A 14435-nucleotide genomic window follows, 5' to 3' on the forward strand; every position below is an offset into this window, starting at 1 on the left:
ATTCATTTTGGGTTAAGTCTAGAAATCCCGCTTTAAGAGCTGAATTAATTTTCTGAAGGCCAAAGTTTTTTATTGATTCAGTAATACCCTCCATCTCATACCCCCGGCATCGATATCTTCAATAATATTGCATAGGCTATGGATATTACTGGGAGAACAATGAAGATTATTACATATAAGACCTGAATTGAGAGCACCAAACCTGAAGTCTGAATTAAAAGCATGACAGAAAAGAGTATCATCATAAAAAGCGGGAAGGCAACGCCCAGCACAACATAGGATTCCGCAAGAACGCTTAATGTCTCAAAAAAAGATTTCATTTTAGTCCTGTTCTCCCTCATCAACTCCTGAGCTTCTCTGAACAGATATTCTTTCAAACTACCTCCTGCGGTTATCGTTGAAATTATTCCCTGAATGACTTCTCTATATCTAGCGGAAGGCGATCTTTCTGCAGAATTCTTTAGTGCTGTGATAATGTCCATTCCATACAGGGTTACGTCAGTATATATTTTTGAGGCTTCACTAGATATAGACTCATATGCACTTTTCTGGTTTGCAAGAGCTCTGAATAGCCCGACAGGAGTTACACCAGCAGATGCGAGGGCTGCCATAAAGGAAAGAGCATATGGAAGCTGTAACTCAATATTTCTCGCCCTCTCTCTTGCCTTATTTTCCGGATAGAAATAACCGAAAGCGTACACAAATGTGATCGTTATCATTGGAAAAGCTACCAGAATCGGGACCAATCTCGCTTTCATATTTTCTGGTAGTAAGAAAAAGAGAAGTAGTGATGACAGGGATGTTATTATTCCAGCCAGAAAACAAGAAAAGTAAATTCTAGCAACATAATATTCAGCCCGGATAAACATCTCGGCCATTAAAAGAGTGGTCTCGATTTGCGGATAGTTCTTAACCCTCCTATCAGCAAATCTACCGAAAAGTCTGTAGGCAATTTTATCGTATATCCTCATAATCCCCTCCCGAATAGGTTTCTAGGGCATTAACTTCCTCCATAATAGATTCTTTATTTTTATAATACTTGTTAACAATAACCGTGAACTCATCATAACTCACGCCCTTATGCATCATCCACTGCAAAACCCTCGCCCTATTCTCCATTTCCTCAAAAATTTCTTCAACCGATACTCCCTTTACCTTTGCAATATTTTCCAGTAGATACGATCTTCCCGAAAATATGAAATCGTTTATAGATTCATCGTATTTGAAAACCGTATTTACAAGCACATCCTTTGTTGCCGGATCGATGCCTATAATCTCAGCTATTTCATCAACCTTTCTCTGCCTCTTACCACCAAGACTCAGCATCTTCTGTATGGAGACTACATGGAGGTTCTGGATCAGGATTCTCGGGATGTTTATCGGTTCAGACTCAAGCCTGTGAATAACCGAGCTGACAGAGTCGGCGTGCATTGTGGTATAAACAACATGCCCCGTTGCCATAGCCTGAAAAGCAACTACAGCTTCTTTCCCTCTAATCTCTCCAACGATGATGTATTCTGGCCTCTGCCTTAACGCAGCCCTCAGCAGATCATACATGTCCACCTCACCGATTCTCCTACCTCCAACGATCTCCCCAGACCCTTCCCTAGTTACAGATTTAATCCAGTTGGGGTGAGGAAGGGAAACCTCTCTAGTGTCTTCGATGCTCACAATCTTAACATTGAAGGGTATGAAGAGACAGATTGCGTTGAGCATTGTGGTTTTACCGCTTGCAGTTCCTCCAGCAAAAACTATGTTCATCTTGTTTTCAACCATTAACCAGTAGTATGCAGCCATTTGCGGGTTGATCGTGTTATATTTTATCAGATCAAGAACAGTAAATGGAATCTCCTGGAATTTTCTTATTGTAAAGGTTGAACCGCTTGCAGTAACTTCCCTGCCATAAGTTGCTTGTAATCTTGAACCATCAGGTAGTGCAGCGTCGAGTATAGGATCTGCAACTGAAATGTGCTTACCGGCCTTTTGTGCAAGCTTGATGACAAAGGAATCCAGCTCATACTCCTCAAAAACTATGTTGGTTTTCAGATGCTCGTAATTTTTATGATATACATAAACCGGGATGTATGGCCCATCACAGGAGATGTCTTCAAGCAGGGGATCCTTCATCAGAACAGTAATCTTACCATATTCGATGAAGTCTCTCCTAATATAATAGAAAATCCTTGAATCTGCATTGATATCATAATCTGTGATTATTTTCTGAAAGATTTCCCAGAGTGTTTCAACCTTATTCTCAGCTTTCTCTATGTCAACATGTATCGTTTTTAGCATCGTGTCCTTGATGAACTCGAGAATGTAAAGATCTCTATCAGAAAGCTCAGGCTCAATAACCTTGTAGAAGTACTCATCATTTTCATCATCAAACAGTATTTCGACCTTTGAAAAACCTTTTTCAATATCATACGCCTCAACAAGTCTGCCCTCTACATCTATCTGAAATCCTCTCTTAACCATTGGTTTGGTTTTTTTTCCTAGCAAAGCGTCCTTTATCCTGTCTTTTAACCCCATATCAGACACCAAGCTTCTCTAAAAGCTCTAGGTATTTTTTCCCCTCTTCCGTCTGGGAGAACTCAGCAACAACCTCTTCTGGTAAAAACCCAAGGAGCCTGTCCACCTCAGCCAGCACAAGCCTTAGCTCCTCTTCAGGTATTTCTATTTCGTTTTTCCTCCCTAGTCCAAGTAATCTCTTCAAAAACCTTTGTTTCTTTTTTACCTTAACAATTTTGGCTTCCTTTTCCTTTCTCAAATTCTTTATCTCTTCTTTAAGTCTCTCTATTTCTCTTTCGAGTTCGAGTTTTTCCCGCTCATAATCGAGTATTTCTTTTTTAAGCTGATCGGATTTCTCCTTAATTTCCTCTTTTTTAGCTTCCAGATAACCAATAACTCTAGACAATGTGAGAGCATCCTCTATCTTTAACATTAAGTTAGCGTCCTCCACCAGTGGTTTTTCAGATGGTATTTCTTCCTCGGGCATCTCTTCATCCTCTAATTCCAATTTCTGCTTCGATTTCTGCATACTTCATATGCACTTCTATATCCCTCTCACCATCCTTACTGACACCATAAATCTTCAGGCTAACATTTTTACCTTTACTTATTTCATAGTCCACTCCTTTTTCGAAACCCAGTTTTTGAAGGCTGTTATCCAAGTATTCATACCACGCATTCTGATAATTTGTTATTATTGTTAGATTCAAAGTATTCGTTTCAAAAACTGTACTCCTTCCCATCCTAAATTTTGTTTTTACAGAAGACAGCCGATTCCCACTAACCTCGCTGTAATCCTTAGGAATCACATTGATTATGAGCATATCAATTTCAGTCTTAGTTCCTCGCCTATCAAAACTTATTGAGGGTAACTGGTAAAAAATATTTCCATCTTCCTGATGTAATATCGTACCACTACATTCAAAAACATACGATTGGTCGATGAACCTAAGATTACTTGATGAGAATTTTATCGCGTTACACAGATATGTAAGGTCGATATTTTTAAGTTTTCCACCTACTCCAACCTCGTCTCCTTCCTGAGTTTCATAGACTATTGTGTAATCGGCGGAAATTTCCGGTCCATTTGAACTATAGGTAAAACTCAAAGTTAAAGGCGTTTCTGCGGAAGAAAGTACCTCTGTAAATCTATAATTTGGGTTGAGTAAATTGATTCTATAGTTTGAAATATCGTTCTCAGCATAATACCAAGATACAGGCTGATTGAGGTACTCTGTTGTTGAATTTGAGACTATCAGATACACCCCTGTCCACTCTTGTCCTTTACTTCCAGCTTTTTTTATAAATTTCACAACTGCACTTCCAACATAATCCCCATCTTTATCGTAAACGGAGACGTTAACCAGAGCGTAATCGTTTGTCCCAATATTGTTAACATTTATCGTAAGCATAAAATAAGTTATCTTTGCAATATTAGTTTCTTCAGTTCCCTGAGAGATTTCATGTGTAACCCCCTGTCCTACTGCCGAATAATCTTTTCCTTCCAGAACTCTGACAAAGGCGTTGGTAGCGTTTAAGTGTACGCTTCCACTCTGTTCCACCCCTATTGTTCCTGAAGAGGGGGGAAACCAGAGAGTTTTGGAACCTAGTGTAATGGGTGAGGCCATAACACCCTCAACCTCAAAAATCGCCTGCATCTCCATCCTACTAACCATCTCGGAAAACTGATTTCCTACCTCCCTCATATGTGAAGCTTCATTATTCTTGATTAAAGACGGGAAAAAATCAACATTAAGGTAAGTTATTACAATTGCGACAATACCCAATACCAGTACCATGGATAAAATACCTACTACTGCCCGTTCGTCCCTAATCATTACAATCTAATTAATACCAGTTATTTATTAATTTTACTATGATTTTTTTACATGAATGTAATTATCTTTTCGTGACAAGAAAGAAAGTCACCTTTTTATCCCATGAGAGCGAGTTAACAGCTATGGCAAAAGTGTACATAGAAACCTATGGATGCACGAGCAATCAGGCAGATTCGGACATAATGAGAGGATTGATCGCAAAGGAGTTCACACTATCGAGTATTGACGATGCTGATGTCGTTGTGATAAACTCATGCGGTGTGGTTGAGTACACTGAAAGGAAAATACTGAGGAGGGTTCAGGAGCTCAAAAGCTCAGGAAAGAGAGTTATTCTAGCGGGATGTCTTCCCAGAATAGCAGGCATAAAAGACAGCATTGCAGACTCCATAGTATCCCCAGACAACATAGACCGGATAAGCGATGCTGTAAGAAATGTTCTTGAGGGCAAGAATGTTGTCTTCGATGAGAGAAGGAAGGTTGACAAATCAGAGTTCAGATGTGTGAAATGCAGGCTGAGGGAGAATGCGATAGCAATAGTCTCAATATCTGAAGGTTGCCTCGGGAAATGCTCCTACTGTGCAACGAGGTTTGCGCGGGGGAGGCTGAAAAGCTTCAAACCAGAGAACATAGTCGATGAGGTAAGGCTGGCTGTTGAGTCCGGCTTTAAGGAGATACAGCTTACCTCACAGGACACATCGGCCTATGGAAGAGACATGAACACGAATCTGGCTGAACTCCTGATGATGATTTCCGAAATCGATGGAGAGTTCAGGGTCAGGGTTGGGATGATGAATCCCAACCACATGCTGGATATCCTTGAAGATCTAATATATTCATTTAAATCTGAGAAGATATTCAAGTTCTTCCACATCCCGGTTCAGAGCGGTTCTGATGCTGTTTTGAGAAGGATGAACAGAGAATATACCGTAGAAGAGTTTGAAGAGATCATAGTCAAGCTCAGGAAAGAGTTTGAGGATATCGTGCTATCGACAGACATAATCGTTGGTTATCCACAGGAGGGTCTTGAGGAGTTCATGGAAAGCTACAGGCTTCTAGAGAGAATAAAGCCCGACATCGTGAATATAACGAGGTTCTCATCCAGAAAAGGAACTCCTGCGAGTAAACTCAGGGATATACCTGACTGGATTAAAAAAGAGCGTAGCAGGAAGCTGACAGAACTGGTCTATAGAATAGGAAAGGAGAACAACTCAAGACATGTTGGAAAAAGATATACCGTGCTTGTAACGAAAAAAGGGAAAGGAAACACATTTCTTGCGAGAACTGATTCTTACAGGCCGGTTATAGTTGAAGATGTCGAGATCGGGAATTTTTACAGTGTTTTTGTTGAAGACTGCACATTCAACTATCTGAAGGGTAAAAAGATTAGTAAAAAAGATTAGCAGACCCTCGGTATTGGATCTGCCACAGGCTGGGGGAGGATCCTTCTAGTTCCGATGCTCGTTTCAAGGACAACCTCACTGAACTCGGAGGTGGCATGACCTATTATTGCCGCATCCTTCTGTCCTGACTTTCTTAGAGCTTTCAGAACTTCCTCAGCCATTTCTGGGTGTACAGCCATAACAACCTTCCCCTCATTAGCCATCGAGAATGGATCCAAGCCAAGAACATCGCAGAAGCTCTTCACATCATCCCTTATCGGGATGGCATCTTCCTCAATCAGTATTCCCACACCGCTCTTCTCAGCGATCTCGTTGAGGGATGCTGCGATGCCACCTCGAGTGGGATCCTTCATAGCAGAAATCCCGCCAACATTCATGGCATCCTTCAAAAACATCCAGACCGGATAGACATCGGATTTAACATCCATCTGGAATTCCAGTCCCTCTCTGATGACCATGATCGCCGAAGCATGCTCCGCAATACTGCCGTTGATTATTATCACATCTCCATCCACAACACCGCAATCCCTCACCCATGAATACGGATACTCTCTATACTCCCTCAGAACGCCGAGGTTTTTCTCCAGATACTCATTCCTCACACCAACACCAGATGTATTTATTATAACTCCAACCCCGGAGTCAACGACCTTTGTGTCTCCGGTTATAATCTTCACACCAATCTCTCTTGCCCACCTTTCCATATCCTCCAGAATTGTTCTCAGCTTTTCTATCTCGAATCCGTCCTGGAGTACAAGCGACATCGACATGAAAGACGGTTTGGCCCCCTTTACTGCCAGATCGTTTGAGGTTCCGCATATGGCAAGACTTCCGATGCTTCCTCCCGGAAATACTGGAGGGTCAACCACATAAGAGTCAGTTGTTAGCAAAAAATTTTCTGAGAAGTCTGTTGAGTCCTCAAGATCCCCCAGCGAGATTTCGTTAATCCTGCAGTCGAATCTGCTGACTATGTTTTGCTTTATGAAGTCCATCATGTACTTTCCGCCAGCACCATCCTCTTTTCTCACTCTCATTTTTCCACATCCAGATATTTTGAGAGATAGATCTGTCCGAAGCTTATTCCATTATCTCCAGCAGCGGTGTATTCATTTATGTGGACTTTAACCCCATACTCCTCAGCCTTTTTATATACATGGCGGTTAAAGATCGTGTTATAAGCTACACCACCGCTCAAAACCACAGGCAAGCCTTTTCTCTCAGCAAACCTGCATGCTATCTCAGCCAGACCTTCGGCAAGGTATGCTATGATTTCTCCAGCTATAACACCTCTGTCCTCCCCATCAGCGTATCTCTCAAGACACTCAACGAATTTTCTTTTGGTTTTCAGGACGCTGACCTCTCCCTTCCTGCCATCCACAACCCTATCTGCGAACACTGGATACACTCTTCCCTCTCTGCTCCCTCCTATCTCAGGTCCATCCGGATCCGTATCGACTGCAATCGCCTCGAGCTTCATTGCTGGCTCCCCCTCATAGGTTCTCCTGAAGCAGACCTCCAGCATTGCCGATGCTGCGTCGAGCATTCTGCCTGTGGAAGTTGACAGAATCGTCGATAAATTGCGATCCATCAGGCTCTCGAAAAGCTCAAAGTTTTCATTCTCTCTCAGATATTTTTCATACCCTCTCAGCAAATCGTAGTCTCCAAGATAATCGTAAACAAGCGAGAAAAGAATTCTCAAAGGATATTCTCCAGCCAGATCCCCTCCGATGAGCCTGAAGTCCTCAAGCCTTCCAATTCTTTCAAATCTGCCTTCCTCAAGATCGATGTAAATGACTTCACCACCCCAGATCGTGCCATCATAACCATAGCCAACGCCATCAACCGAGATGGCTACGGCCCTGTCGAGGGATTTCTCGTTCATAACAGACATTCCGTGGGCGAAGTGGTGCTGAATCCTGATGAGCCTCGCATTGATTTTCTCCACCAGCTTTTCAGCGAACTGTGAGGTGTTATAAAGAGGATGAAGATCGCAGAAGACAAAATCCACTGAGTCCATTGACAGAAAATTCTGGAAGAAGTTCAGAGATTTCTTGAAGAACTCATTGAATGTTCTGAAATCTGCCGTATTTCCAATGTACTGGCTCTGGATTATCATGCTATCCTTGAGAAAACAGATCGAGTTGTACAGCTCTGCACCGAGAGCTACCCCGTTATATCTTGATTCAAGCCTGAACGCATGAGGTATAAACCCCCTCGACTTCCTGATTATCATCCTCCTCCCATTAACGAATTTGATGACAGAATCATCGATTCTGTTGTTTATCCTGAGATTGTGCACCAGATAGTAATCGAGGTCGAGCTCAAAAACTCCATCATCGATGAACATCGGTTCTCCGGGCAGGTTCGCAGAGGTCATCACTATAAAATCTGCCTTCATGTTTTCAAATAGCAGATAATGTGCTGGAGAATACGGTAGCATAACACCAATCGTGTCGAGCTCTGGAGCTACAGCGTAAAATGCATCTCTGTTTTTCTTTTTCAAAACCACAATCGGCCTTATATAGCTTTCCAGCTCATTAGCCTCAGCATTAACAACGGCTATCTCCTTCAGCTTTTCCATGTTCCTGGCCATTATTGCGAAGGGTTGCTGCTCCCTCCTCAGCTTCTTCCTCAGCTCAAAAACAACATCATCGTCAGTTATGCATGCTATATGGTATCCACCGATGCCCTTTACGGCAATAAAATGAGATGAGTCTATTAGTCTGGCTGCCATTTTAATGGCCTCATACCCCTCAGCAAGCCTTTCTTTTTTGTGGTTGAACAACAAGTAATCCGGCCCGCATTTTGGACAGGCAATCGACTGGGCATAGTACCTTCTGTCCATAACATTCTCATACTCATTCCTGCATTCCTCACATAGGGGAAATTCGCTGAATGTAGTGTTCTCTCGATCGTAGGGCAGTGTTATGGCAACCGAGAACCTCGCTCCACAGTCCGTGCATGATATGAACGAGTAGAGATACCTTCTATCGCTCTCATCAAAAAGTTCCTCAAGGCATTTACCGCAGATCGCAACATCGGGAGGTGGCAGTGAGAGGGCGTCAGCCTTTTTTTCAGCACTTCTCAAAATCAGAAAGTCTTCAGCTTCAAATTCTACAGTCTCAACAAAAACCTCATCAATTCTCGAAATAGGGGGTTTCTCATCTTTCATCCTTTCAATGAACAGCTCCGGATTCCTGTCAATGACTATCTCAACCGTTCCATTTCCCATATTCCTGACATAGCCTTTAAGCCCCATAGATTTGGCAAGGCGATACACAAATGGTCTGAAGCCAACCCCCTGAACTACTCCCTTCACAGTCAGTTTATACATTACAGTCCCTAACCGAAACAAACATTTAAAATTTTGATGGTTTGCTCAACAAAAACGAGAGGTTGATCATAAAAAGCCAAAAATAGCAGTAACTTCAATCTCGGTTTTCAGGATCAGGACTACATCATAAATCACAAACACAATTCCGATACCAAGTAAGACTTCTCAAGAGCAAAATAGGGTGAATATTTGACAGGTCCGCACCATATGAAACAATCAGGGTCTCGAAAAACAGAAGGTGTTGCCGACCAAAAACTAAAGATTATAACCCAAAAATGAATATCTGCTAAGAACTATAGCATCAAAAAATTTCAAAATTAAGTTCCGCAAGCGAAAAAATTTTAACTGAAATGCTGAAGGATGTGTTGTGCATGAAATGAGCTTTGCATCAGCCATAGTTGAGAACGCGCTAAAGCTTGCCGAAAAGCATAACGCTAAGAAGGTTAATTCCATAACAGTAATAGTGGGTGAGCTTTTACTCATAAACCCGGATCAGCTTGAGTTCTGCTACAGTGTTGCGAGCAAGGGAACTATTCTTGAGAACTCGAAGCTGATAATCGAGGTTTCAAAAGCCGAGATAAAATGCGTTAATTGCGGTGAGAGGTACGATTCTCCCATATACCTATGTGAGAAATGCGGTGGTTTTGTTTCCGTAAACGGTGGGAAGGATATGATTCTCAAAAAAATCGAGATGGAGGGGAATTAGATGCACAGAATCGAGATCGATGCTGAAATGGATTTGCTCTCAGAAAATAAGAGACTTGCCGAGAAAAACAGGGAGTACCTAAAGAGCAAGGGCATAACTGCGATAAACATCATGGGTGCCATAGGCTCTGGAAAGACGCTGCTGATAGAGAAAACCTTGCAGAGTGTTGACTACAGGGTTGGAGTTATTCTGGGCGATGTCATATGCAAGGCTGATTACGAGAGGGTTAAAAAATACGATGTCAGTGTTGAGCCAATAAACACCGGCAAGGAATGTCACTTAGACGCTCACCTGATAAGCCATGTGATTCAGTCCTTCAGCGATGTGGATCTCATCCTGATCGAGAATGTTGGAAACCTCGTATGCCCGGTGGATTTCGATCTTGGAGAGGATTACAGGGTTGTGATGGTCAGCGTAACTGAGGGGGATGATGTTGTGGAGAAGCATCCGGAGATATTCAGGCTTGCTGATGTGATAATAATCAACAAGATAGATCTGGCTGAGGCTGTTGAGGCAGATGTCGATAAGATGGTAAGGGACGCAAAAAGGATAAATGGTTCAGCGAGGATCATAAAGATGGATCTCAAGTCAGGGAAGGGATTTGATGAGTGGCTGGAGTTTTTGAGAGATGCTGTGAAGGTGAGGTAAATGTGTCTGGCTATTCCGGCTGAGGTCGAGGAGGTAAATTTTCCCATCGCGATAGTGAATTTTGGAGGGACCAGGAAGGAGGTCAGAATAGATCTGCTGCCGGATGTGAGGGTTGGCGACTATGTTCTCGTCCATGTGGGATATGCCATTCAGAAGGTTGATGTGAAGGAAGTTGAAGAGCTTGCAGCAATATATCAAAAACTTCAGGAAGAAGGGATTTTATGAACAAAAAAGAGCTTATTTCCAAAATATCTGAGAAGATTCACGAAGAGGCCAAAGACGCTGGAAAGATAAAGATAATGCACCTTTGCGGAACCCATGAGGATACGATAACGAAATACAACCTCCGTTCTCTGCTCCCAGACAACATAAAGCTCCTCAGTGGCCCGGGATGTCCGGTTTGCATAATCCCGGATGAGGATCTTCAGAAGGTCTTTCACCTGATTGAGAAAGAAAATATCATATTCACCACCTTTGGTGATATGGCGAGAGTTCCGCACAACGGCAAATCTCTCTTCTACTACAAGGCGAAAGGATATGACATAAGAATCGTTTACAGCATATTCGATGCCATCAAGATCGCCAGAAACTCTAGCAGGACTGTTGTTCACTTCGGTATAGGGTTCGAAACCACGATGCCGTCAACAGCTTTAGCAATCCTGGATGCTCCTGAAAACTTCTGCGTTTTCAGCTCCCACAGGTACTTCATACCGGCGATGGAGCATCTGATATCGTTGGGGGTTGAAGTTAACGGGTTCATAAATCCCGGACATGTCTCAACCATCACAGGAATTAAAGCATATGAGAAAATAAAGAAGTACGGCATCCCTCAGATAATCTCCGGCTTCGAGCCGGAAGATGTTATGCTGAGCATTTTAAAACTGATCAAAGCTATAAAGCGAGGTGATGCGGAGGTTTTCAACGAGTACACGAGGGCCGTGACCTACGACGGAAATGTTATGGCTCAGAAGGTCATGGATGATGTCTTTTCGGTTGATGACTGGGAGTGGAGGGGATTAGGAGTTGTTCCGAGGTCAGGAGCTGTGATCAAGGAGGAATACAGCGAGTTCGATGTTGTTAAAGTTTTTGAGGATGCCTTCAGCGATTTTGTTCCGGTGGAGGATAAGGCCAAAAAGGCATGCAGATGTGGAGATGTGCTAAGGGGGATAATCACACCTTTAGATTGTCCGCTTTTCAACAAGAGGTGTACACCCAAAGACCCTGTTGGCGCGTGCATGGTGAGTTTCGAGGGGACATGCAATATCTGGGCTAAATTTGGTGTTGAAAGAAATTAGACAGTATTTTTTATCTCAAACTCACATACCTCATCTCCCGTTCCCCAGCATTTTACCTCCTTAACCAAGTATCTCTTTCCAGTTTTACCCAACAAAATTCCTTCAATTATCCCTTCATCCGTCTTACAGTAAGTGTCATTAATGTTGGGCAAATCTCTGCACATGTAGCAATCCTCAACGACAAAAGAGTTTGGAGTTATCTCTACAACCTTCCCAAGCCTTAATTTCTCCCATAAATCAGCAATACCTTCATATGTTTCTCCTTCCACCTTATCCGCAAGGAGAAAATAACCAATATCGAGTCCAATTTTCCTAAGAAAAATTTTATTTTCCAGATTTAACAAAGTAAACGATCGCAGTAAAGCCCTTAGAAATTCACGGTTAGATAATCTAAAACCCTTAAAAACCTCCTGAGGAAGTAGTTGGTTTGGAGTGTTTAAGGTTGAAATGTAGTATTTTTTGATAAAATTCCTCTCAATTTCGGTTTTTACAACTTTTACCAGTTTCAACTCTGAAAGGATTTTAAGATGATGAGATATTGTAGATTTAGATAAGCCAAGTGTTTTTGCAATTTCGGTTGTTGTCTTAGGTTTATCCAGTATTTCAAGGATCTTCAATCTGGTTTCATCTAATTCTCTAAGCATAATTGTAACTCTTACTGTTAGTATAAAATACTATTGGTTCGAAACATATCAAACCGTAAGATTTATATTGAACAGAGAACAGATATCCAAGCATGGTAGAGTATGGTGAAAACAGGAACAGGATAGGTGTGACAAAAGGCACAGAGATCGAAGAAGCTGTGACGAATGAGTTCAGAGGAGAGACAATGGAAGTTGGATTGTATCTGGCAATGGCAAGACAGGCTGAAAGAGAGGGTTATCCGGAGATCGCCAGAGTTTTGAGGGACATTGCAATGGATGAAGCTTATCACGCATCAAGATTTGCTGAGCTGAACGGCATGATAAAGGATACCCTTAAAGAGAGTTTGGAATACATGCTTGAGGGTGAAAGGAAAGCAAATGTACATAAGAGGAAGATTGCAGTTAAAGCCAAAGAACTCGGACTCGATGAGGCCCACGACATATGGGATGAGGCATCAAGAGATGAGTACAGGCACGCAGAGGCTCTGAAAGGTTTATTAGAAAGATACTTCTAATTTTTTATTTTTATTAGGTGATAGGATGCTGGATCAGTGGCTTTCCAGCTATCCTGCCGGATACGATAGAGTTCTTTCGATGATCGGTATCGAAATCCACTGGATAATCCTGCAGTACATTCTCGGTCTGTCTCTGTTAGCTGTTGTTGCTGAGGTAATATGGCTGAAAACGAAAAAAGAGGAGTGGGCTAAGATTTCAAGAACGATAGCGAAGGGTTTCATCATAGTTTTCGCAGTTGGTGCAGCAATGGGGACTGCTTCAGAGTTTGGCTTAGTTTTGCTATGGCCAAATCTGATTGAAGCTGCTGGCAGATACATCTATTTCCCGCTGTATGCTGAGATATTCGCTTTTCTGATGGAAGTCATTTTCATCTACATGTTCTGGTACGCGTGGAAAAAGCTGCCTACAAAGGCACACATTGTTGTGGGTATCCTTGCGATAACAGGAGCCTGGTTTTCAGCCTCGATGATAATGAGTGTAAACAGTTACATGCAGGCCCCTCCGGGAATAATTCCCGCTTACGATAATGGCTGGAGGTTTGATGAGGGTTATCCAAAGCTAACACTCTTCGTTCCAAATGAAATAGTGTCAGCGTTAGATGTTGAAGTTTTACAATCTCTCGGAACGGATGTGCTGGGTAAAACGGACAACAGTGTGATCGTTGCCCTTCCGGTTTCGATTGTGAAACAGCTTATCTCTGACGCGTTCAGCGGTAAAACCGTTGGCGAGAGTTTGCTATATGTGGCATTAACAGATGCTGCAAAGAACTCTCTCAAAGATGTGCCCGCTCTGAATGTTGTTGATGCAATCGTTGCGAATACCGTAAAGGAGGTTGGGGTCTATACAGTAACATTCAAATCTCCAACCTACTTCGCTTCCCTTCTCCATACACTGTTTGCAGCGATAACCGTTTCATCATTCACGGTTGCTGGAGGTTATGCATTATCATACTCAAGAAAGAATGTGAAGCACGCAAAGCTCGGTTTGAAGTATGGGCTGTACTTCGCAATAGCATCTCTCGCATTTCAGGGAATTGTCACAGGGCATGAGATGGGCGTGGCTGTTGCGGAATGGAATCCTGAAAAATTCGCTGCCATGGAAGCAAACACACCAGCATTTCTCGAAAGGATAGTAGCATATCTGTCCTATGGAAATTTCAATGCAGAGATTCCAGACTACTACCAGATACCGGATGATCTCAGACCTCCACTCCTGATTCATTACCTGTACTATGTAAAAATCACCGTTGCAGCAGTTCTCGGGATAATGGCGCTCTTAGCAGCATACATGCTTTACAGAGATAGAGAGGTGTCCTACGGCTACCTGATTATCCTTCCAATAGTTGCACAGGTTGTCAGCTTTCTCGGCTGGGCTGTGAGGGAGATCGGAAGAAAACCTTGGACGATATACGGAGTCATGGATGTTGGTACTGCCCATACGATCAACCCCCCTACTCTCGGAGAAGCAGCGATAATATCGCTCTACTTCGTTGGGATTCTCGCTGTCCTAACATACTCGACATATAAATTCCTGTGGAGGGGGTAGG

At 42.6% G+C, this 14435-nt stretch carries 14 protein-coding genes; 7 read left to right on the top strand and 7 right to left on the bottom strand.

Features of this window, described 5'->3' with window-relative positions; translation table 11 throughout:
• Positions 1 to 95: 95 nt before the first annotated feature.
• Genes ASULF_RS01245 through ASULF_RS01260 form a run of 4 tightly spaced genes read right to left on the bottom strand, consistent with a single transcriptional unit; the run spans position 96 to position 4346 of the window.
• The gene (locus ASULF_RS01245; RefSeq protein ID WP_015589879.1) at positions 96 to 971 is read right to left on the bottom strand and encodes a type II secretion system F family protein; all 876 of its coding nucleotides are present in this window, start codon (positions 969 to 971) and stop codon (positions 96 to 98) included.
• Positions 955 to 2529 (bottom strand): type II/IV secretion system ATPase subunit, encoded by a 1575-nt coding sequence (locus tag ASULF_RS01250; protein ID WP_015589880.1) that lies wholly within the window; start codon positions 2527 to 2529, stop codon positions 955 to 957. Before ASULF_RS01250 ends, ASULF_RS01245 begins: the two co-directional genes overlap by 17 nt.
• 1 nt (position 2530) lies before the next feature.
• A complete protein-coding gene (locus ASULF_RS01255; RefSeq protein WP_169336377.1) occupies positions 2531 to 2995 on the bottom strand; it encodes a hypothetical protein in 465 nt (154 codons plus the stop codon).
• A gap of 4 nt (positions 2996 to 2999) precedes the next feature.
• Entirely contained in the window at positions 3000 to 4346 is a 1347-nt protein-coding gene (locus ASULF_RS01260) for a hypothetical protein (RefSeq protein WP_015589882.1), read from the bottom strand.
• A gap of 122 nt (positions 4347 to 4468) precedes the next feature.
• Here ASULF_RS01260 and ASULF_RS01265 point away from each other — a divergent pair, with 122 nt between their 5' ends.
• The gene (locus ASULF_RS01265) at positions 4469 to 5746 is read left to right on the top strand and encodes a tRNA (N(6)-L-threonylcarbamoyladenosine(37)-C(2))-methylthiotransferase (protein WP_048098264.1); all 1278 of its coding nucleotides are present in this window, start codon (positions 4469 to 4471) and stop codon (positions 5744 to 5746) included.
• On the opposite strand, the gene hypE is transcribed toward ASULF_RS01265, so the two are convergent.
• Both hypE and hypF read right to left on the bottom strand, forming a co-directional pair.
• Positions 5743 to 6780 (bottom strand): hydrogenase expression/formation protein HypE, encoded by a 1038-nt coding sequence (gene hypE, locus ASULF_RS01270; RefSeq protein ID WP_015589884.1) that lies wholly within the window; start codon positions 6778 to 6780, stop codon positions 5743 to 5745. The two genes, ASULF_RS01265 and hypE, sit on opposite strands and share 4 nt — an antisense overlap.
• Complete coding sequence (gene hypF / locus ASULF_RS01275; RefSeq protein WP_015589885.1) at positions 6777 to 9080, bottom strand: carbamoyltransferase HypF; 2304 nt, start codon at positions 9078 to 9080, stop codon at positions 6777 to 6779. The genes hypE and hypF overlap by 4 nt, the downstream gene beginning before the upstream one ends.
• Before the next feature lie 376 nt (positions 9081 to 9456).
• Between hypF and hypA the strand changes: the two genes are divergently transcribed.
• From hypA to hypD, 4 genes are read left to right on the top strand one after another with little or no spacing between them, the layout of a single operon-like run.
• Positions 9457 to 9786, top strand: a complete 330-nt coding sequence (gene hypA / locus ASULF_RS01280) for a hydrogenase maturation nickel metallochaperone HypA (protein ID WP_015589886.1) — start codon at positions 9457 to 9459, stop codon at positions 9784 to 9786.
• The gene (gene hypB / locus ASULF_RS01285; protein WP_015589887.1) at positions 9787 to 10434 is read left to right on the top strand and encodes a hydrogenase nickel incorporation protein HypB; all 648 of its coding nucleotides are present in this window, start codon (positions 9787 to 9789) and stop codon (positions 10432 to 10434) included.
• A complete protein-coding gene (locus ASULF_RS01290; protein ID WP_015589888.1) occupies positions 10435 to 10659 on the top strand; it encodes a HypC/HybG/HupF family hydrogenase formation chaperone in 225 nt (74 codons plus the stop codon). It abuts the gene before it with no gap.
• Positions 10656 to 11729, top strand: coding sequence for a hydrogenase formation protein HypD (gene hypD / locus ASULF_RS01295; RefSeq protein WP_015589889.1), 1074 nt, complete (start codon positions 10656 to 10658; stop codon positions 11727 to 11729). Before ASULF_RS01290 ends, hypD begins: the two co-directional genes overlap by 4 nt.
• On the opposite strand, the gene ASULF_RS01300 is transcribed toward hypD, so the two are convergent.
• Positions 11726 to 12373 (bottom strand): V4R domain-containing protein, encoded by a 648-nt coding sequence (locus ASULF_RS01300; protein ID WP_015589890.1) that lies wholly within the window; start codon positions 12371 to 12373, stop codon positions 11726 to 11728. The two genes, hypD and ASULF_RS01300, sit on opposite strands and share 4 nt — an antisense overlap.
• A 92-nt stretch (positions 12374 to 12465) precedes the next feature.
• Here ASULF_RS01300 and ASULF_RS01305 point away from each other — a divergent pair, with 92 nt between their 5' ends.
• Positions 12466 to 12888, top strand: coding sequence for a ferritin-like domain-containing protein (locus ASULF_RS01305; protein ID WP_015589891.1), 423 nt, complete (start codon positions 12466 to 12468; stop codon positions 12886 to 12888).
• Positions 12889 to 12913: 25 nt separating this feature from the next.
• Positions 12914 to 14434 carry a cytochrome ubiquinol oxidase subunit I gene (locus ASULF_RS01310; RefSeq protein WP_015589892.1) on the top strand — a complete coding sequence of 507 codons (1521 nt, stop codon included), beginning with the start codon at positions 12914 to 12916 and terminating at the stop codon, positions 14432 to 14434.
• Position 14435: the final 1 nt, after the last annotated feature.

Source organism: Archaeoglobus sulfaticallidus PM70-1 (genome assembly GCF_000385565.1).
Taxonomy (GTDB): Archaea; Halobacteriota; Archaeoglobi; order Archaeoglobales; family Archaeoglobaceae; genus Archaeoglobus_A; species Archaeoglobus_A sulfaticallidus.